The 17,744-nt window shown below is 63.2% G+C and carries 19 protein-coding genes; 8 read left to right on the top strand and 11 right to left on the bottom strand.

Going from position 1 to position 17,744, the window contains the following annotated elements; genetic code table 11:
• Positions 1-170: 170 nt before the first annotated feature.
• The gene (locus JOH52_RS23630) at positions 171-674 is read right to left on the bottom strand and encodes a DUF4142 domain-containing protein (protein WP_010975118.1); all 504 of its coding nucleotides are present in this window, start codon (positions 672-674) and stop codon (positions 171-173) included.
• Positions 675-1,004: 330 nt separating this feature from the next.
• Here JOH52_RS23630 and JOH52_RS23625 point away from each other — a divergent pair, with 330 nt between their 5' ends.
• From JOH52_RS23625 to JOH52_RS23605, 5 genes are all read left to right on the top strand, one after another.
• Positions 1,005-1,184, top strand: coding sequence for a hypothetical protein (locus JOH52_RS23625; RefSeq protein WP_014530801.1), 180 nt, complete (start codon positions 1,005-1,007; stop codon positions 1,182-1,184).
• A gap of 210 nt (positions 1,185-1,394) precedes the next feature.
• Positions 1,395-1,796, top strand: a complete 402-nt coding sequence (locus tag JOH52_RS23620) for a cupin domain-containing protein (protein WP_003528667.1) — start codon at positions 1,395-1,397, stop codon at positions 1,794-1,796.
• 9 nt (positions 1,797-1,805) lie between these two features.
• Entirely contained in the window at positions 1,806-3,140 is a 1,335-nt protein-coding gene (locus tag JOH52_RS23615; protein ID WP_013850111.1) for an epoxide hydrolase family protein, read from the top strand.
• 91 nt (positions 3,141-3,231) lie between these two features.
• A complete protein-coding gene (locus JOH52_RS23610; protein WP_013850112.1) occupies positions 3,232-3,969 on the top strand; it encodes a response regulator in 738 nt (245 codons plus the stop codon).
• Positions 3,969-5,333 carry an ATP-binding protein gene (locus tag JOH52_RS23605; RefSeq protein ID WP_013850113.1) on the top strand — a complete coding sequence of 455 codons (1,365 nt, stop codon included), beginning with the start codon at positions 3,969-3,971 and terminating at the stop codon, positions 5,331-5,333. Before JOH52_RS23610 ends, JOH52_RS23605 begins: the two co-directional genes overlap by 1 nt.
• A 170-nt stretch (positions 5,334-5,503) precedes the next feature.
• Here the strand turns inward: JOH52_RS23605 and JOH52_RS23600 are convergent, their stop codons facing one another.
• The 6 genes from JOH52_RS23600 to JOH52_RS23575 all read right to left on the bottom strand — a co-directional run bounded on the left by JOH52_RS23600 (position 5,504) and on the right by JOH52_RS23575 (position 12,278).
• Complete coding sequence (locus JOH52_RS23600; RefSeq protein ID WP_017265862.1) at positions 5,504-6,244, bottom strand: VOC family protein; 741 nt, start codon at positions 6,242-6,244, stop codon at positions 5,504-5,506.
• 142 nt (positions 6,245-6,386) lie between these two features.
• Positions 6,387-7,433, bottom strand: a complete 1,047-nt coding sequence (locus JOH52_RS23595) for an alpha/beta fold hydrolase (RefSeq protein WP_013850114.1) — start codon at positions 7,431-7,433, stop codon at positions 6,387-6,389.
• A gap of 140 nt (positions 7,434-7,573) precedes the next feature.
• Complete coding sequence (locus tag JOH52_RS23590) at positions 7,574-8,521, bottom strand: GlxA family transcriptional regulator (protein WP_003528692.1); 948 nt, start codon at positions 8,519-8,521, stop codon at positions 7,574-7,576.
• 95 nt (positions 8,522-8,616) lie between these two features.
• The gene (locus JOH52_RS23585; protein ID WP_141333339.1) at positions 8,617-9,420 is read right to left on the bottom strand and encodes an SDR family NAD(P)-dependent oxidoreductase; all 804 of its coding nucleotides are present in this window, start codon (positions 9,418-9,420) and stop codon (positions 8,617-8,619) included.
• A gap of 262 nt (positions 9,421-9,682) precedes the next feature.
• Positions 9,683-11,431, bottom strand: coding sequence for a cytochrome c biogenesis protein DipZ (locus JOH52_RS23580; RefSeq protein ID WP_014527571.1), 1,749 nt, complete (start codon positions 11,429-11,431; stop codon positions 9,683-9,685).
• 172 nt (positions 11,432-11,603) lie between these two features.
• On the bottom strand, positions 11,604-12,278 hold the full coding sequence (locus JOH52_RS23575; RefSeq protein WP_014527572.1) for a type 1 glutamine amidotransferase domain-containing protein: 675 nt from the start codon (positions 12,276-12,278) through the stop codon (positions 11,604-11,606).
• Positions 12,279-12,471: 193 nt separating this feature from the next.
• On the opposite strand from JOH52_RS23575, the gene JOH52_RS23570 reads away from it, so the two are divergent.
• The 3 genes from JOH52_RS23570 (at position 12,472) to JOH52_RS23560 (ending at position 14,553) form a co-directional block, all read left to right on the top strand.
• Positions 12,472-13,404, top strand: a complete 933-nt coding sequence (locus tag JOH52_RS23570; RefSeq protein WP_014527573.1) for a LysR family transcriptional regulator — start codon at positions 12,472-12,474, stop codon at positions 13,402-13,404.
• A 141-nt stretch (positions 13,405-13,545) separates the two neighbouring features.
• Positions 13,546-14,259 (top strand): SDR family NAD(P)-dependent oxidoreductase, encoded by a 714-nt coding sequence (locus JOH52_RS23565; protein ID WP_010975106.1) that lies wholly within the window; start codon positions 13,546-13,548, stop codon positions 14,257-14,259.
• Between the two features lie 54 nt (positions 14,260-14,313).
• The gene (locus tag JOH52_RS23560) at positions 14,314-14,553 is read left to right on the top strand and encodes a tautomerase family protein (RefSeq protein WP_014527574.1); all 240 of its coding nucleotides are present in this window, start codon (positions 14,314-14,316) and stop codon (positions 14,551-14,553) included.
• A 68-nt stretch (positions 14,554-14,621) separates the two neighbouring features.
• Here the strand turns inward: JOH52_RS23560 and pqqE are convergent, their stop codons facing one another.
• The 4 genes from pqqE to pqqB are packed head-to-tail and all read right to left on the bottom strand — an operon-like array spanning position 14,622 to position 17,717.
• Positions 14,622-15,749: a pyrroloquinoline quinone biosynthesis protein PqqE gene (pqqE, locus tag JOH52_RS23555; protein WP_014530806.1), complete on the bottom strand. Its 1,128-nt coding sequence runs from the start codon at positions 15,747-15,749 to the stop codon at positions 14,622-14,624.
• Positions 15,746-16,042 (bottom strand): pyrroloquinoline quinone biosynthesis peptide chaperone PqqD, encoded by a 297-nt coding sequence (gene pqqD, locus JOH52_RS23550; RefSeq protein ID WP_003528708.1) that lies wholly within the window; start codon positions 16,040-16,042, stop codon positions 15,746-15,748. Before pqqD ends, pqqE begins: the two co-directional genes overlap by 4 nt.
• On the bottom strand, positions 16,039-16,809 hold the full coding sequence (gene pqqC, locus JOH52_RS23545) for a pyrroloquinoline-quinone synthase PqqC (protein ID WP_003528710.1): 771 nt from the start codon (positions 16,807-16,809) through the stop codon (positions 16,039-16,041). The genes pqqD and pqqC overlap by 4 nt, the downstream gene beginning before the upstream one ends.
• Complete coding sequence (gene pqqB / locus JOH52_RS23540; protein ID WP_003528712.1) at positions 16,806-17,717, bottom strand: pyrroloquinoline quinone biosynthesis protein PqqB; 912 nt, start codon at positions 17,715-17,717, stop codon at positions 16,806-16,808. The genes pqqC and pqqB overlap by 4 nt, the downstream gene beginning before the upstream one ends.
• Between the last annotated feature and the right edge of the window lie 27 nt (positions 17,718-17,744).

Here is a 17,744-nt window from a genome sequence, read left to right as displayed (position 1 = left end):
CACAGAGATCCAGCAGCGCCGCGTCTGCGGCGCGGGAAGAGTTCTTTCAGCCAAGGACTTGGTCTGGCTGGATCCCTGTGACGAGTGTTTAGCCCGGGGACATAACTGACGGGTGTTCGGGTCGATGGCAGGCCCACCTGGCAGGCCCACCTCGAACCCCTCGGGAACGCTCACTGGGATGTCATGGACTGAACCTGGAGCAAATGGGTTCTGACCGTCGGATAAGTGGACTCGGCAAAGGCTTTCAGCGCGCCGGCCTCCCCTTGCTCCGCGTAATTCTTGAGAAGCTCCAGAGCATCTTCATGCGCAGTAACCTGGGAGGACAGGTAGGCCGGGTCGAAGGCGGCACCGCTGAGCGCCCGCAGCGCGGCAAGCTTCTCCTCGCCGGCCTTGTCGAGCGACTGGGAAAATTCCACGCCATCCTTTCGTGCGGCTTCTGTCAGTTCCTTGCCGGCTCGCGCGTGATCCGCAAGCATCCGCTCGGCGAATTCCAGTACCTCGCGCCCTTTGCCGCGTTGCCGCGCGAGTTTTGCCGCCTCCATCTCGAAGAGGTTCGACATCGACATTCTCCGCGCGAATTCCTGGGGCTGCAAGGGCTCGCCCCGAGCGGACACGGCCAAGAAAGGCGCGAGGCACAACACTATCGCGGCGAGGGTGGCGTTGAGGGTTCTCATCGGGGATACCTCCGAAGGCCACCTAACCTGCGGCCTGAGTGAATCGTTCCGCACAGCACGAGAAATACCGGCTCGCCCACCAACCCTCATTTAACGAATTGCGGCACCCGGTCTCCGCTCTGCAGCTCGGCGTCCTCGCCAATGGTATTTCCCATTGCCGCAGATGCGAGGTCTCGGGCCTTAATATGGGGGATGTCGCCGCTGAGCGACTGCAGCCTTTCCTTGATCGCGACCTACTGCAAGGAACTTTCTTGGGGCCATCCGGTTGTAAGAATCGAGAGGCCGCACGACGGCCGATAGGAGCGGTCACTCGCGTGACCGACAAAGCTTATGCAAACGGCATTGTTCATCGCTATCCCGGCCCTCCCGCTGGGAACGGCGCTCGTGCTTCTGTGGTTCGGTCCGCTGTGGCGCCAGCAAGCGAGCCCATGGAACCGCTCGTCGATCTGGTGCCCCGGATCGACCATCCTGGACCGCCAGGCGCCGTGGCGCAGCCTCGATCGGATTTGATGCGGGCGGGGCCGGCGAATAGCGCGACCATCGTCGGCGTCGCTGCGCGAAGGCCGTTCCTCCGCAATTGCTCGGCTGGCGCCTTCGCCGCTGACACATGCCGTTACAAAAGTCCCGCCCGGCCGACACATCGTCAATACACGCAGTCATTCAAATAGCCGCACTGGCATCGAGGACGGGCCTCGGCCAATGCGGGAAAGGATGACCTCTATGAAAACGTCTCGGATCTTGGCGGCCGCGCTGCTGGTCGTTGGAAGTGGGTTGGCGTTGCAAGCGGCTAAGGCTCAACAAGCGGGACTTCACCGCACCGACCTGTTGCAACACGATCTCGGCCAGCCGGGCCGAGAAACAGTCCAGGTGCGCGTCGACTTCGATCCCGGTGCAGTCTCCATCAAGCACTCCCATCCGGGCGAAGAGGTGGCCTATGTGCTCGAAGGCTCGCTGGAATATCAGCTCGAGGGGAGAGCGCCGGTCACGCTTCATGCCGGCGACGCCTTGTTCATTCCGGCCGGGGCGGCTCATCTCGCGAAAAACGTCGGCAACGGCAAGGCATCGGAGCTCGCGACATATATCGTCGAAAAAGGCTCCCCGCTCGTCGTTCCGGTCAAGTGAGCGTCCGTCATGGATGCTGAGAACCTCCGAGAAAGCGGCGCGACAACAAACGGCGGCTCCGTGCTCTCCCGCCGGTCTCTGCTCCTGAACGGAGCCACGGTGGCGGCCCTCGCGACGTTTCGCCCTTCGGCGGCAGTCGCCCAAGCGGGCACCGCGGTGCCATTCAAGGATGGCGACATCCGCCCGTTTCGAGTGGACGTTCCGGCGGCAGAACTCGCCGGTCTGCGCCGCCGGCTGGCCGCGACACGCTGGCCCGACCCGGAAACGGTCGAAGACCGGTCCCAGGGCGTGCAGCTTGCGAAGCTTCAGGCACTGCTGGACTACTGGGAGACGGCCTATGATTGGCGTAAGGCCGAAGCAAAACTCAATGCCTTGCCGCAGTTCCTGACAGATATCGACGGTCTGGACATTCACTTCATCCACGTCCGCTCGCCTCATGCGAACGCATTGCCTCTCATCATGACCCACGGCTGGCCGGGTTCGATCTTCGAGTTGCTGAAGGTCGTCGGCCCGCTGACCGATCCGACGGCACATGGAGGGACCGCGGGCGACGCCTTCCATCTCGTGCTTCCGTCCCTCCCCGGCTTCGGCTTTTCCGAAAAGCCGAAAGGCACCGGCTGGAACCCGGAGCGGGTCGCGCGCGCCTGGGACGTCCTGATGAAGCGTCTCGGCTATACGCGCTACGTATCGCAGGGCGGAGACTGGGGTGCCATCATTTCTGACGCGATGGGCCGCCAGGCTCCATCGGGCCTGCTCGGCATCCATGTGAACAGGGTCGAGCGCTCAACTACCATTCCGCCGGAAATTGCCAAAGCGCTGAGAAGCGGAGATCCTGCACCTGCGAATTTGACCGCGGAGGAACGGGCGGTGTTCGACGAGGCCAGAGCCTTTCTCAAGACGGGCTTCGGATATGCGGCGATCATGGGAACGCGTCCGCAAACAGTCGGCTATGGTCTTGCCGACTCGCCCGCCGGGTTGGCTGCATGGTTCTATGACAAGCTCGCGGACTGGGTGTTCACCCGCGGCGAACCGGAACGCGTATTGAGCCGCGACGAGATTCTGGACAACATCACGCTTTATTGGCTGACGAACACGGCGACCTCGAGCGGGCGGATCTACTGGGAGAACAATGCAGTCGGCAACAAGCTGGCCGAGATCGTGATCCCGGCGGCAGTGACGGTTTTCCCCGGCGAGGTCTACAGGCCGCCGAAGAGCTGGGCGGCGCGGGCGTACCGCAATCTCATCTACTATAACCGCGTGGACAGAGGCGGACATTTCGCCGCCTGGGAAGAGCCGGATCTCTTCAGCGCCGAGCTGCGTGCCGCTTTCCGGTCCTTGCGTTGACCGCTGCATTGCCACAGGCACGAGCCGATGAATACTGCTGTCACGGCATTCTCGTTCTGATAAGAAATGGCGGTCAAAGGGGTGTCTTGCCATGGAGCACATCGATCACATCCTGATCGTCGATGACGATCGGGAAATCCGCGAGCTTGTGTCCGCTTACCTGAAGAAGAACGGTCTGCGGGTGACCGCCGTTGCCGACGGGCGGCAGATGCGGACCTTCCTCGAGGCAAATACAGTCGATCTGATCATCCTCGATCTGATGATGCCGGGCGACGACGGCCTCGTCTTGAGCCGCGAGCTGCGCGTCGGCAGACACAAGGCGACGCCCATCGTCATGCTGACCGCCCGCTCGGACGAGATGGACCGCATCATCGGGCTGGAAATGGGCGCCGACGACTATATCGCCAAACCCTTCTCGGCGCGCGAACTGCTCGCCCGCATCAAGGCGGTCCTGCGGCGCGCGCGGATGCTGCCAGCGAACCTGCAGGTCTCGGAGGCAGGTCAGCTGTTGCGTTTCGGCCAATGGAAGCTGGACACGACGGCAAGGCATCTCATCGATGCGGATGGTACTGCGATTGCACTCAGCGGCGCCGAATACCGGCTGCTGCGCGTCTTCGTCGACCACCCGCAGCGCGTCCTCAACCGCGATCAGCTCCTCAACCTCACACAGGGGCGCGAGGCCGAGCTCTTCGACCGATCGATCGATCTCCTGGTCAGCCGGGTACGCCAGCGCCTCGGCGACGATGCTCGGGAACCGACCTATATCAAGACCGTCCGCAGCGAAGGCTATGTTTTCTCGGTGCCGGTCGAGATCATGGAGCCCCGCTGATGGCGGCGCGGTCGATTCTCCATGGTATTCACCTATGGCCGCGCACACTCAGGGCGCGGCTTTTCGTTATCCTTCTCGCCGGCCTGACGATCGCCCACGCCATGTCGTTTGCGGCGCTGTTTTCGGAACGCTACATCGCCGCCAGATCGGTGATGTTCAATACGCTCGAAACCGACGTCGCGACGTCGATCGCCATTCTCGACCGGCTCCCCGCGACCGAACGCGCCGCCTGGCTGGGCCGGCTCGAGCGCGGGTCCTACCGCTTCGTCCTGGGGCGGGGCCTTCCGGGCAGTCGCGTGCTCAATGAGGCCGACGTCGAGGTCGCCGACAAGGTCCGGGCTGCAATCGGCGCGAAATACCCGATCGAGGTCGAATCCATTCCCGGCGGCGTCCGCCGTCTTCAGGCCCACCTTCGCTTGAGTGATGGCGAGCCGCTGACGATAGACATCACGCCAAGGGGCGTCATGCCGGTTGCCGACTGGCTGCCTTACGTCCTCGTCGCTCAGCTTTCCCTTCTGGTCCTGTGCAGCTGGTTTGCCGTGCGCCAGGCCACCCGCCCGCTCGCCGATCTGGCGAAGGCCGCCGACACGCTCGATCCGAACAGCAGGACGCCGCGCCTCAGCGAGACCGGACCGAGGGAAGTCGCCTATGCGGCGACGGCATTCAACGCGATGCGGGATCGCATCGCGCAGTATCTGGAGGAGCGCGTGCAGATACTGGCCGCGATCTCGCATGACCTGCAAACACCGATCACCCGGATGAAACTCCGCGCGGAAATGGCCGAAGCGTCCATCGAAAGAGACAAGCTGATCACGGACCTCGACGAGGTCGAACGTCTCGTCAAGGAGGGCGTTGCCTATGCGCGCAGCGCCCACGGCAAGGACGAAAAGGCTTCTCGCATAGATCTCGCCTCGTTCATCGAGAGTTTGGCGTATGATTATCAGGACACCGGCAAGGCCGTCACGGTCGCCGAATTGGGTGACGGCGCAATCGTGACCCGGCCGCACGCCTTGAGACGGATTCTCACCAACCTGATCGACAATGCGCTGAAATTCGGCGGCAGCGCCGAGATCGAGGTTCAGCGCCGCCCCGAGGGCACCGTGACCATAAAGGTCCTCGATCGCGGTCCCGGCATTCCGGAAGACCAGCTCGAAGCGGTTCTGCAGCCCTTCTTCCGCCTGGAGCAATCACGCAGCCGGGATACGGGCGGGACCGGGCTCGGCCTCGCAATCGCCCAGCAGCTCGCGACGGTCATCGGCGGCTCCCTGACCTTGCGCAACCGCGACGGTGGCGGCCTTGCGGCGGAGCTCTCCCTAGAGAGTTCCACTGTTTCAATGAAACAGTGGAACTCTCTAGCCCTTTGAAACGACGCACCTGCGGACGGAAACCCGTTACACACTTTACCTGGAAGTGCTCGGAGTACTGCCTGAGGAACTATCGACCCCGGCCGGATCCGCAAGACCGGCGGCTTAGCAAAACGAACGGGGCGGTCTCGGCCGCCCCGCTATGCACCATCGTTTCAGCCTGCAGTGTCTCAGGCTGGCTGCGCCTCGCCGGTCTGCTCCCGGACAATGTAATCGGCGTACCAGATGGACCAGTCCTCGTCCCTGTGTCCGAGCTGCTTCTCGTACTCGCCGTGGGCCGCTTCGGCGCGGCGGAACGCGGCTGCGAGATCGGCAGCCGAACTGAACGCCGTTCCGTCCGGGTCGACGCGCCCGGGCAATCGCGCGGTGACCTCCTGGAACAGCCAGCCATTGCCGTCCGGATCGCGGAACGATGCGTAGGAACGATAGCTGCGGCGCTCGGGATCACGGCCGCCGGCACGATGCGTCCCGAACAGATAGGGCTCGTCGCTGCCGGCATTCACGTCGCCCGCATGGAATACCTCGCTGATGTCGACGCCGCGACCGCGCAACTCCTCGCGGGCGGCCTCGATGTCGGAGACGATGAGGTACAGTCCCTGCGCAGAACCGGGCTCCGCATCGGTCACATGCCTTCCGAAGATGACCGAGGCACCGGATCCGGGCGGGGTAAATTGTATCACGCGGTAGCCGTCGGCACCGGCAAAGTCGGCGTCGAGCCTCCAGCCGAGGCTCGCGTAGAATTCCTTTGCGCGGTCGACATCCGACACGGGCACGACGATAACTTCGAGCTTCATATCGACCGGCCGGGCTCTTTCGCTGTTGATTGCGGTGGTCATGTCATTCTCCTCTTGTTTGGGAGGCGCAAGGCGCCATGTGCCTTCTCCGTTGACGATGCGGGACGGAAGCTTCATGCCTCGTCCGACTGTCGAGAGACATATGCCGCCCCGCACGTGTACGGGATGTTTCGCAAGGGGCTGAAATTGTAAGCCAAGCCTCACGGACCGCCTGCGGATACAGTTCGATACGAAGACATTGCTCCGCAGGCGAAGGCGATCAGAGGCGATCGACGTCGACGACCGCCTGGGCAAAGGCTTGTGGGGCTTCCTGCGGCAGGTTGTGACCGATGCCGCCCGAGATCAGCCGGTGCTCGTACTTGCCGGAGAACTTCTTCGCATAGGCCGCTGGCTCCGGATGCGGAGCGCCGTTGGCATCGCCCTCCAATGTGATCGTCGGAACACCGATCACCGGCAGTTCGGCAAGCCTGTTTTCCAGCCCGTCATATTTGCTCTCGCCGTCGGCAAGGCTGATCCGCCAGCGGTAATTGTTGACGGTGATATCGACATGATCCGGGTTGTCCAAGGCCGCAGCGCTTCGATCGAAGGTGGCGTCGTCAAAATTCCATTTCGGCGATGCGAGCTGCCAGATGAGTTTGGCGAAGTCCTTCCGGTACTGTTCATAGCCCGCGCGCCCGCGTTCCGTGGCGAAGTAGAACTGGTACCACCAGGCAAGCTCCGCCTTCGGCGGCAAAGGCTTTTTATTGGTTTCACGGCTGCCGATCAGATAGCCGCTCACCGAAACCAACGCCTTGCAGCGCTCCGGCCAGAGTGCGGCGATGATATTGGCGGTTCGCGCGCCCCAATCGCAGCCGGCGATGACGGCCTTCTCGATGCCGAGCGCATCCATCAGGGCGACGATATCGGCGGCGATCGCCGCCTGCTGGCCGTTGCGCGGTGTATCGGGGGAGAGAAAACGCGTCGTGCCGTAGCCGCGCAGATAAGGAACGACGACCCGGTAGCCCGCCTTCGCGAGCAGGGGCGCCACATCGACATAGGTGTGGATGTCATAGGGCCAGCCATGCAGCAGGATGACCACAGGCGCATCGCTCGCGCCCGCCTCCGCATACCCTATGTTGAGGACCCCCGCGTCAATCTGCTTTATCGCAGCGAAAGATGTATTTGTCCCCGGCGTTGTCGCCGGAATGCGAGCGTCACTCGTTGATTTTGCGAGGGCGGCGCGTCCGACGCCGAAATGCGCCGCAGCGACGGTCAATGCCGCCACTCCCATGAACCGCCGCCGCCGCAGATTGAATTCCCCTGTCATCGAACTTCTCCTGTGTGAACCACAGCTGCGGAATGCGATGGTCATGTATCTCGATTGTGAGCCCGCCCGACTGCAATTGAAAGCCCGTGTACAGTTCACGGGCGCCGATACAGTAGGCTACAATTCACTCGCGCCAGACCTCACGGCACCGACGCGCTCTCGCGGGCGTTCCGGCGGATCGTCTGAGGCGGCTGCCCGAGCGTGCGGAGAAAGGCCCGGCGCATGCGATCGGCAATGGCGAAACCGGTTTCCTCCGCAATCACGTCCATCGAGTGCCGGCCCTGCTCCATCATCAGCCGAGCCGCCTCGACTCGGAGAGTCTCCACCGCCTTGGCAGGCGACTGCCCTGTTTCGGCGCGGAAGGCACGGCTGAATTGGCGGGCGCTCAGGCCCGCCGCATCGGCCAGTTCCTCCACCGACAACCCCCGCCGGAGGTTCGCCTTGGCGTAATCGATCGACCTTTGGATACGGTCGGACTTCGGTTCCAACTCGAGCAATGCCGAGAACTGCGATTGGCCGCCGGCACGCCGGTGATAGACGACCAGCTTGCGGGCGACCGAGCGAGCGACGCCCTGGCCGTAGTCCTTCTCGATCATCGCGAGTGCGAGATCGATGCTCGCCGTCATTCCGGCCGATGTCCACACGCTTCCGTCGACGATGAAGATCCGGTCTTCCTCGACTTTAACGGCCGGGAAGCGATCCTGCAGCTGGCGCGCAAAGGCCCAATGCGTCGTCGCCCGACGTCCGTCCAGTAGTCCGGATTCGGCAAGGACGAAGGCGCCGGTGCACGGCGCCGCCACCCGCCTTGCGGTCTCGAAGGAACGACGCGCGAACTCCACCAGACCTGGTGTCATCGGCTCGATCTGCACGCCGGCGCCGAACATCACAGTGTCGTAAGCGGTATGATCGAAAGTCTTCGTAAGGACACCGAAGCCGGCGGACGACTTGACCTCGCCGCCGGCTTCGGAAAGCAGTTCTATCTCGTAGACCGTCTCGCCAAGGGCGAGGTTCGCCATCTCGAAGGCGGTTACTGCCGCAAAACCCATGAGCTGGAATCGCGGGAAAACGACAAAGCCGATTCTATGCATGGGCGACTTCCTTGCTGGAATTCTCCTGCGCACGATATTCGCGCAGGAGATAAACCGCTACACGGACTTCTCGACCCGCCACAGTATGGGCAGCGCTATGCAGCCGCAGCCCGATACCGCGCGGCGGGAACACTGAGAGAGAGGTTCGGGACGAGCTTCTGGCGCGCCGCTTCATAGGCCTCCCAATCGGCAGCGTCGGGAAGCGATGGAATGGTGATCGGTTCACCGAGATCGAAGCCCACGAGCGCGGCGTCGACCATATCCTCGGCGGGCATGACGATCTCGTTCGGCAAATGCTCGACAGGTGTGCCGGCAATTCCCCAGAAGTCGGTGGCCGTCGCGCCAGGGAGAACGGCCTGTATGCGGATGTTCCTGCCTTCAAGCTCCTTTTGAAGCGACAGCGTGAAGGCGAGGACGAACGCTTTGCTTCCTCTGTACACGCCGTTCAGCACTTCCGGCGCGATCCCGACGATCGAAGCAATATTTATGATCGCACCCGAGCCGCGTGCTACGAAGCCAGGCACGGCGGCATAGGTCAGCCGCGTCAGCGCGTTGACGTTGAGCGCGATCATCTCCTCCATTTTGTCGACATCCGAGGCGAGCAATGGCCCGGTTGCACCGACGCCGGCATTGTTGACCAGCATGGTGATGCTGGCATCGGTGCGTAGCACCTTCTCGATGCGTGCGGCGTCGGTCCTCTTGCGAAGGTCCGCTGCCACGACTTCGACGGAGCGCCCGGTGTCGTCGGTAAGACGCCTGGCCAGTTCATCGAGGCGGGTCTGGTTTCGGGCGACGAGGATCAGATCATATCCCCGGCGCGCCAAGCGATCGGCATAGATCGCACCGATGCCGGAGGAAGCGCCGGTAACGAGCGCGGTGCCTTTTGAATGCTGGGTCATGTGAGGCTCCAATCGGTTGGTTTGAGCCTCGATAGTAGGGTGAAACCGCAATGTCTCAAATGACGTAAATCCGTCAATCTAGGACATAGAGTACAGCATGGACGGAATGTCGCCGTCAACGCCGCGCGGATGCCGCTGGAGGTGCTGGGGCGGCGAAGAGGGCGGCAATCTCGACGGTTCGCGTGGATCCGTATCCCAGGCGCAGGTGCCAGTACCACGAGGTAAAGCCGGTTACAGGAATGTGCATGAACTCTCCTCTTCTTCATCCGAACGTAAAAACGAATGCTTCGACGCCGGGTTCGAGAAAGCGGATCTCGAACGTTCGTTCCCGCACCTCCCCCGACTGCCGTACGAGCTGATAGAGGCGCGTCTCTCCCACCGTTCCATAGCCGTCGGAATCAATGTCCGAACCGTGATCCGGGCCCGGTGCAGCACCGTCGACCTTCACCTGAAAGCGCACCCTCCTGCCGTTTTCCCCAGGGCCGAGGACAAGGTGCAGATCGCGCGCGCTGAACCTGTAGGTGATTGCGCCCCCGGCGCGATTGAGTGTCGCCTGCTCTGCACCAACCGTCCAGTTGCCGGCGAGGCTCCATTGATTGAGCCGAGGCTCGCCGGCGGTATACTCGTGCGCCGCATCGGCTGCGACACGCTCCGGCGACACGAAGTTCGAAGCACGCATGTAGCCGACATAATCCTCGCCGGACTGGAGATTGGCGAGATCGGGCGCGGCTTCGGCACCCGTCGCATCCGGCTGCACGAAACCATTGTCGCCGCGGCGGCTCCCCGCCGCTTCCGCCAGCAGCTCCTGTATGACGCGCTCCGACCGCGCATAATCGCCCTCGCCGAAGTGATGGTGTCTGATCCGTCCTTCTGCATCGATGAAATAGTGCGCGGGCCAGTAGCTGTTGCCGAAGGCGCGCCAGATCGCGAAATCGTTGTCGATCGCAACGGGATAGCGGATATCGAAATCCGTCACTGCGCTCCTGACGTTGGCGATGCGCTTTTCGAAGGCGAATTCAGGCGCATGCACGCCGATCACCACCAGCCCCTGGTCCCGATACTTCTCGGCCCAGGCGCGGACATAGGGGATCGTACGGATGCAGTTGATGCAGGAGTAGGTCCAGAAATCGACGAGAACGACCTTGCCGCGCAGCTGTTCCACGCTCAAAGGCTTCGAGTTGACCCACTCGACGGCGCCGTCCAGCGGCGGGAACATGCCTTCCACCGGCAAGTCGCTGCGGTAGGCCGGTCCCTCGCCGCCGACGGCAGTTGACGCCCTGTCCTCGACGGAGTCGCCCCGCACACCGTCGAGGAGCGACTGCTCGATGGCCGCGGTGCTTGCATAGGAGAGGCGCGCAAGCTGCCCCGTATCGAGCCCGAGCGCGATTGCGGCAACGCCTGCAAGCACGGCAATGCCGAGGCCCTGCCGGAGCCGCTCGCCAAGGCCGAGTGAGCGCTTCATCGCCGCAAACACTCTCCCTCCGGCAAGAACGGCCAAGGCCAGCGAAGTCGCCGCACCGGCAGCATAAGCCGCCAGCAGAAGCGTGGTCTCGACATTGGCACCGTGCAGGGCGGCGCCGGTCAGCACCAGGCCCAGAATTGGGCCCGCGCAGGGCGCCCAAAGAAGTCCGGTTGCAACACCGAGAAGGAGCGACGCTCCGACGCTCGGCGGCTGACCGGCCATTTTTTGTGAGAGCCGGCTGCCGAGTGCGACGGCCGGACGAGTGAACAGGGCCGCGGCCCGCGTCGAAAGCAGGGTCACGCCGAAACCGGCCAGCACTGCGATCGCCGCATACCGCCCGGCCACATTCGCCTGTACCGCCCAGTCACCACCAAGCGCGGCGAGTGTGGCCACGCCCGCGAATGTGAGAACCATGCCGATGAGCATCGGAAGAACGCTCCTGGCGAAGGGCTGGCCGGCCCGCGAAAACACGAAAGGCAAGACCGGGAGGATGCAGGGGCTGAGGATTGTCAGCGCACCTGCGAGATAAGCTATTGTGAAAAGGATCATTTTCGTCCCTCTGCATTGGACCTGCGCCTCTTGCGGCGGCGGTCGCGCTTGACACGCGGAGCATGGGACCAGAGCGAGGTATCCCGATTGTGTCTCGTAACAAGGGGATCTGTATCGAATTGCAGAAGGCCGCACGGGCCTTCTGCAGCGTCATGCCACCCGACGAGGAAGACTACTGCAGAAGCTTCAGCAGTTCGCTGGCGGCGGAAGTGGACGAAGACGGGTTCTGGCCGGTGACCAGCCTGCCGTCCACAACCGTGAAGTCGGCCCAATCCTCGGCCTTCTCGTAGCGCCCGCCGAGGCGCTTCAGTTCGTCTTCGACCAGGAAGGGCACGACATCGGTCAGTTGAACGGCCTCCTCTTCGGAATTGGTGAAGCCCGTGACGCGCCTTCCCTTGACGATGGGCTCGCCGAGATGAGTGACCTGCGTCAGGACAGCCGGGCCATGGCAGACGGCGGCGACCGGCTTGCCCGCGTCGTAGAAGCCTTCGATAAGGGCGATGGAATTCCTGTCATTGACGAGGTCCCACATCGGACCGTGTCCGCCCGGATAGAACACCGCGTCGTAGTCCTCCTGTTTGACTTCACCTAGCTTCAAAGTATTTGCCAATGCTTTCCTGGCGGCGGGGTCGTCCTTGAACCGCCCCATCGCTGCAGTCTGGCTGGCTGGCTCGTCGCTCTTGGGATCGATCGGCGGCTGGCCGCCCTTGGGCGAAGCGAGCGTGACTTCTGCCCCGGCGTCCTTGAACACGTAATAGGGCGCAGCAAACTCCTCCAGCCAGAAGCCGGTCGGCTTGCCCGTGTTGCCGAGCCGGTCATGCGAAGTCAGAACCATCAGGATCTTCATGGTCATTCTCCTTCGTTGAGGCGTTTCCAAACGCAGGATCGCGCGGATACGCAGCCTATTCTCGAGCCGTGACCGTATATTGGCGAGGCTCCCGCAGGATGGCCGGCCAGTACAGCTTTGCCATCATTGCGTATTGCCGTTTTGGGGTGAATACTCGCTCTACAGCAGTCACTGTCCCGGAGATCGGCAGAATATGGACCGCATCGATGCAATGAAAGTTTTCGTCGCGGCGATCGACGAGGGCAGCCTCGCCGGGGCGGCCCGCCGCCTGAAGCGCTCGCCGACGGCGGTGAGCCGCGCCTTGAGCTTCCTGGAAGCGCATGTGGGCGTCGAGCTTCTGCATCGGACGACCCGCACCCTCAAACTGAGCGAAGCAGGCCAACGCTATGCGGCCGCCTGCCGACGGGTACTGACCGATCTCGAGGAAGCGGACATGCTCGCAGGAGGGGAACGCTCCGCCCCTCGCGGGATGTTGACGATTTCCTCGCCACCAATCCTGGGGGAGGAGATACTTCGCCCCATCCTGGATGATTTCCTCGATCTCTACCCGACCGTTTCGGTCCGCCTTCTTCTCCTCGATCGCTTCGTCAACCTGGTGGACGAAGGCGTCGACATTGCGCTGCGCATCGGTCAACTGGCGGATTCATCGCTCATCTCCACCCGGCTCGGCGGCGATGTGCGGCGCGTCGTAGTCGCCTCGCCTCGCTACCTCGCCAATCACCCCCGCATCGGAGAACCGGCCGATCTCGCCAAGCACCAAATCCTGGCCTTCACCAATTTCGGTCTGGAGGCCTGGAGCTTCACACCGGCGAAGGGCTCTTCCATCCCCAGAACGATCCAGTTTACGCCGAGGTGCATAGTCAACAGCGTGCGCGCCGCCGCCGCGTCGGCGGCTGCCGGGCGCGGCCTGACGCGGCTTTATTCCTATCACGTCGCGGAATATGTAAGAGACGGGCGCCTCGAAATCGTGCTCGCCGATGCCGAGCATCCGCCCCTGCCGGCGCATCTCATCGCACCGCAGGGCCGCATGTCGGTCCCCAAGGTCCGCGCATTTGTCGACTTTGCGGCGCCGCGTCTGCGCTCCGAATTTGCGCGCATGGCAGCGGAGGCTGGCACGCTTACCTGATTGTGCCGATATTCGGTTGAGTGTCGATCAAATGGCGGCAATTCTCCCAAGAGACGCATCGATCTAATTTCGATTGCACCAACGCCGAGGGCGGAGGGCGGACGCAGGAAGCGGCCGCTGCAATCGAGAAAGGATCACATCATGCGTAACCAACAGAAAGTCGTCGTCATCACCGGCGCCTCCCAAGGCATCGGCGCCGGACTGGTTCGCGCCTATCGTGACCGGAACTACCGCGTCGTCGCGACCTCCCGGTCCATCAAGCCGAGCGCCGACCCGGATATCCATACCGTCGCCGGCGACATCAGCAAACCGGAGACCGCCGACCGGATCGTGCGCGAGGGAATCGAGCGCTTCGGCCGCATCGACTCTCTGGTGAACAATGCCGGCGTTTTCCTCGCCAAGCCGTTCGTCGAGATGACCCAGGAGGATTACGACCACAATCTCGGGGTGAACGTCGCCGGCTTCTTCCACATCACCCAGCGAGCCGCGGCGGAAATGCTGAAGCAGGGTTCGGGTCATATTGTCAGCATCACCACCAGCCTCGTCGATCAGCCGATGGTGGGCATGCCCTCAGCGCTCGCGTCGCTCACCAAGGGTGGCCTGAACGCGGTGACCCGGTCGCTGGCGATGGAGTTTTCCAGAAGCGGCGTTCGCGTCAACGCGGTTTCCCCCGGGGTAATCAAGACCCCGATGCATCCGGCTGAGACCCATTCGACGCTCGCCGGCCTGCACCCGGTCGGCCGGATGGGCGAAATTCGCGACGTCGTGGATGCCGTCCTCTACCTCGAACATGCGGGATTCATCACGGGCGAGATCCTCCATGTCGACGGCGGTCAGAACGCCGGACGCTGGTAAACGGCATATCGGCCCCGCGACGAAACACGAACCAAAGCCGCAAAGGAGACTGTCATGCCTATCGTCACCGTACAGGTTACCCGCGAGGGAAGCGCACCCGGCCGCAACTCGGTCACCGCAGAGGAGAAGGCCGCGATCATCAAGGGCGTCAGCGAAGTGCTCCTTGATGTCCTGAACAAGCCGCTCGAATCCACCTATGTGGTTATCGAGGAAGTCGAGCTCGATAACTGGGGCTGGGGTGGCCTCCCGACAGTGCAATTCCGCCGGCAGCGCGACGAGACGGCCCGATCCTGAAGCCGGCAAAATCTGCCCGCCACGCTTCACCGTTTCCAACCGGTGAAGCGTGCCGACACCGTTAACGGTTATGCCCGGCCGCGATAATTCATCGGCACGACCGACGGTGCCGAAAGCTGTTCCACTTCGAGCGTCAGGCGATCGCGAAGCGGAGACCGGATGCAAACCGGGTCCGTTGCGCTCGCGTCGCCGGCAAGCGCCATCGCCTGGCAGCGGCAGCCGCCGAAATCCACCTTCTTGCGCTCGCAGCTCCGACAGAGCTCCGGCATCCAGTCCTCGCCGCGATAGGCATTGAACGCATTGCTCTCGTACCAGATGCTGGAAAGCGAGTTTTCGCGCACGTTCTCGAAAGAGAGGCTCGGAATGGTTTCGGCGGCATGGCATGGAAGCACCCGCCCGGACGGCGTGATGTTCAAGCCGACGCGGCCCCAGCCGCCCATGCAGGCCTTCGGATACTTCGAATAATAATCGGCGGGCACATAGTCGATCACCAATATGCCCTGATATTTCTCGCGTGCTTCGGCGACGCTTCGCGTAGCGCATTCGACCTGCTCGCGGGTCGGCATGAGAACCTCTTTGTTGCGCTCGGCCCAACCGTGAAACTGCACGGTGGCGACTTCGATGCGGCGCGCCTTCAGCCGGATAGCCAGCTCAATCATCTCATCGATCTCGCCCATGTTCTGCCTGTGGCAGACGGCGTTCAGCGTCAGCGGTATAGCGGCATCGGCCGCCCAGCCTGCAACCGCCATTTTCCGTTCATAACCGCCTTTGTACCCGCCGATCCGATCGGCGCTTTCGGGAGAAACGCCCTGGATGGAAAGTTGGATATGGTCGAGTCCGGCATCGGCGAGGCTGTTCATCCTCGCCTCCGTCAGTCCCACGCCGGAGGTGATCAGGTTGGTGTAAAGGCCGAGCGAACTCGCCGCCTGCGTCACTTCGACAAGGTCCCGACGCGCGGCAGGCTCCCCGCCGGACAGGTGCAGATGCAGGACGCCGAGATCGGCGGCTTGCGCGAAGACGCCTGTCCACTCCTCTGTCGATAGTTCTTCCTTGGCTTGCGTCAGGGCGATCGGATTGGAGCAATAGGGGCAGGCGAGCGGGCAGCGATGCGTCAGTTCCGCCAGCATGGCCATCGGCGGAAGAATGCGCGGCAAGGTGCGGGCAGTTTCGGCTGGCCGGGCGATAGTGTCGCTCATTGGACGATCTCCAGCATGCGGCGGACGGAGAGCTCCTGGACGAAAGTCCTGACATCCTCGGCGATCTCTTCGACGGGGGCGTCGAACTTCTCGGCAAAGTCGGCGGCGATCCGGTCGAGGTTCCGTTCGCCATCGAGAGCCTGAACGATGGCGACGGCGATGTCGTCCACGGCCATGGCGCGCTCCGGAGCCAGCAGCACTGTCTGGCCGCGGACCGGATCCTCATGCAGCCGGACCCCTCGTGCCAGCTTGACGACGCTCGATCCTGAAATCACGGGCGCGTCGGCCGTCATTCCGCGGCCTCCCGCGCTCTCGGCTCGCGGATCACCCCCTCCCGGCCGTCCCAGGCCCCCGGCGGAATGCGCCCCGGCGTGACATAGGCCGAATAAAGTGCATCGAGCTGGGCCCAGAGAACATCCGTCTTGAAGGTGAGTGCCTGAGCGGCCGCGTCCTGCTTTTCCCGCGTGTCGGCATGGTCAAGGACATAGGCGAGGCCGAACTCGACATCCCGGGGCGCCTCCGCCAGCCTCTGGCGGAAATAGGCGAGTGCGGCGTCATCGGCGAAGGCGTAGTGCTCCAGCAGCCCGGCAATGCGCTCCGAGTGGATCTTCGGCGCAAAAAGCTCCGTCAGCGAGGAGGCCACCGCCTCGAGCAGCGGCTTCTCACGCACAAAGGAAACATAGGCGTCCACGGCAAACCGGGTCGACGGCAGTACGCCCCTTGCGGAGCCGACATAGGCTGGATCTAGTCCCACGGCCTCGGCGAGACGCAGCCAGCGCCGGATGCCGCCGCCCTCCTCGACGCCGCCGTCGTGATCTTCGATGCGGGAGCGCCAGGCCCGGCGCATATCCGGGTCGTCGCAACGCGACAGAAAGGCCGCATCCTTCATGGGGATGCGGCTCTGGTAATAATAGCGGTTGATCACCCAGGCGCGGACCTGCGTCGTCGTGCAACCGCCGCCATGGAGCATCGCATGAAACGGATGCTTGTCATGGTAGCGCTCCTTGCCGATCTCCAGCAGGCGGGCATGGAAAGCTTGTCTGTCAGTTGCCGTCGTCACAGCCGGACCTCCATGCCGTCATAGCCGATCTCGAAACCGCGGGCCTCGACGCGCTCTCGCTCGCTGCCGGCCCGCCAGATCGGGTTGGTGTTGTTGATATGGACATAGATCTTTCTGCGAATGTTCAAGAGATCGAGCGCGTCGAGGCTGCCACCTTCCCCGTCGATCGGCATGTGGCCCATGCGACGGCCTGTCTTGCGGCCGGTCCCGGTCAGGATCATCTCGTCATCGGAAAAGAGCGTGCCGTCGAAGAAGACAGCATCGGCATCGCGCAGGCGCGCGGCGAGGCTATCCGTCATCATGGCGCAGCCAGGAACATAATAGACCCGCCTGCCGGCGGCCTCCAGTTCGAGCCCGACCGTGTGCTCGCCCTCGATGCCCAGATCGGGCTCGCCGTCCTCGAGAAAGAGGGGCACCTTGCCCGGAACGGCGAAGAGCCGTGCATCGAGGCCCGACAGCGGAGAGAAAGCCTCATCGATTTCGATGGTCTTTCTTGACACCAGTTCCGGATCGAGGACCTGGAAGACCGGATTGTCGGAGACGATCCGGCCGACTGCGCCGGTCGAAAATAGGGTGAATGCCTGCTTCTCCCGCAAAACGAGAAGCCCTGCCAGATGGTCGATGTCGCCATTCGTCAGCACCACACTCTCGATGGGGCTGTGGCGCAGCCGGCGTGGCTGAAGCGGGCAATTGTCTTGAACCTGCTGGCGGATGTCCGGGGAGGCGTTGAAGACGGTCCAGCTCTCGCCGTCGAGGCTCACCGCAAGCGACGACTGGGTTTGCGGTCTGAGGCCGGAGGCCGGATCGCGCGCCATCGCGCAGTTGCGACAGCCGCAATTCCATTGCGGGAGACCGCCGCCGGCGGCGGCCCCCAAGACGATGATGCGAAGATCGGACGTTTTGTTCACCGGGATACCTGATGCCTTACCGATCCT

Origin of the sequence: Sinorhizobium meliloti, assembly GCF_017876815.1 — a bacterium.
Lineage (GTDB): Bacteria > Pseudomonadota > Alphaproteobacteria > Rhizobiales > Rhizobiaceae > Sinorhizobium > Sinorhizobium meliloti.
The sequence above is the reverse complement of the archived record's forward strand: the minus strand, read 5'-3'. Positions and strand labels throughout refer to the sequence as shown.

Bases quoted from the DNA above. Each gene is read 5' to 3' on its own strand.
- JOH52_RS23630 (WP_010975118.1), bottom strand. From the start codon at position 674: ATGAGAACCCTCAACGCCACCCTCGCCGCGATAGTGTTGTGCCTCGCG.
- JOH52_RS23625 (WP_014530801.1), top strand. From the start codon at position 1,005: ATGCAAACGGCATTGTTCATCGCTATCCCGGCCCTCCCGCTGGGAACG.
- JOH52_RS23620 (WP_003528667.1), top strand. From the start codon at position 1,395: ATGAAAACGTCTCGGATCTTGGCGGCCGCGCTGCTGGTCGTTGGAAGT.
- JOH52_RS23615 (WP_013850111.1), top strand. From the start codon at position 1,806: ATGGATGCTGAGAACCTCCGAGAAAGCGGCGCGACAACAAACGGCGGC.
- JOH52_RS23610 (WP_013850112.1), top strand. From the start codon at position 3,232: ATGGAGCACATCGATCACATCCTGATCGTCGATGACGATCGGGAAATC.
- JOH52_RS23605 (WP_013850113.1), top strand. From the start codon at position 3,969: ATGGCGGCGCGGTCGATTCTCCATGGTATTCACCTATGGCCGCGCACA.
- JOH52_RS23600 (WP_017265862.1), bottom strand. From the start codon at position 6,244: ATGAAGCTTCCGTCCCGCATCGTCAACGGAGAAGGCACATGGCGCCTT.
- JOH52_RS23595 (WP_013850114.1), bottom strand. From the start codon at position 7,433: ATGACAGGGGAATTCAATCTGCGGCGGCGGCGGTTCATGGGAGTGGCG.
- JOH52_RS23590 (WP_003528692.1), bottom strand. From the start codon at position 8,521: ATGCATAGAATCGGCTTTGTCGTTTTCCCGCGATTCCAGCTCATGGGT.
- JOH52_RS23585 (WP_141333339.1), bottom strand. From the start codon at position 9,420: ATGACCCAGCATTCAAAAGGCACCGCGCTCGTTACCGGCGCTTCCTCC.
- JOH52_RS23580 (WP_014527571.1), bottom strand. From the start codon at position 11,431: ATGATCCTTTTCACAATAGCTTATCTCGCAGGTGCGCTGACAATCCTC.
- JOH52_RS23575 (WP_014527572.1), bottom strand. From the start codon at position 12,278: ATGAAGATCCTGATGGTTCTGACTTCGCATGACCGGCTCGGCAACACG.
- JOH52_RS23570 (WP_014527573.1), top strand. From the start codon at position 12,472: ATGGACCGCATCGATGCAATGAAAGTTTTCGTCGCGGCGATCGACGAG.
- JOH52_RS23565 (WP_010975106.1), top strand. From the start codon at position 13,546: ATGCGTAACCAACAGAAAGTCGTCGTCATCACCGGCGCCTCCCAAGGC.
- JOH52_RS23560 (WP_014527574.1), top strand. From the start codon at position 14,314: ATGCCTATCGTCACCGTACAGGTTACCCGCGAGGGAAGCGCACCCGGC.
- pqqE (WP_014530806.1), bottom strand. From the start codon at position 15,749: ATGAGCGACACTATCGCCCGGCCAGCCGAAACTGCCCGCACCTTGCCG.
- pqqD (WP_003528708.1), bottom strand. From the start codon at position 16,042: ATGACGGCCGACGCGCCCGTGATTTCAGGATCGAGCGTCGTCAAGCTG.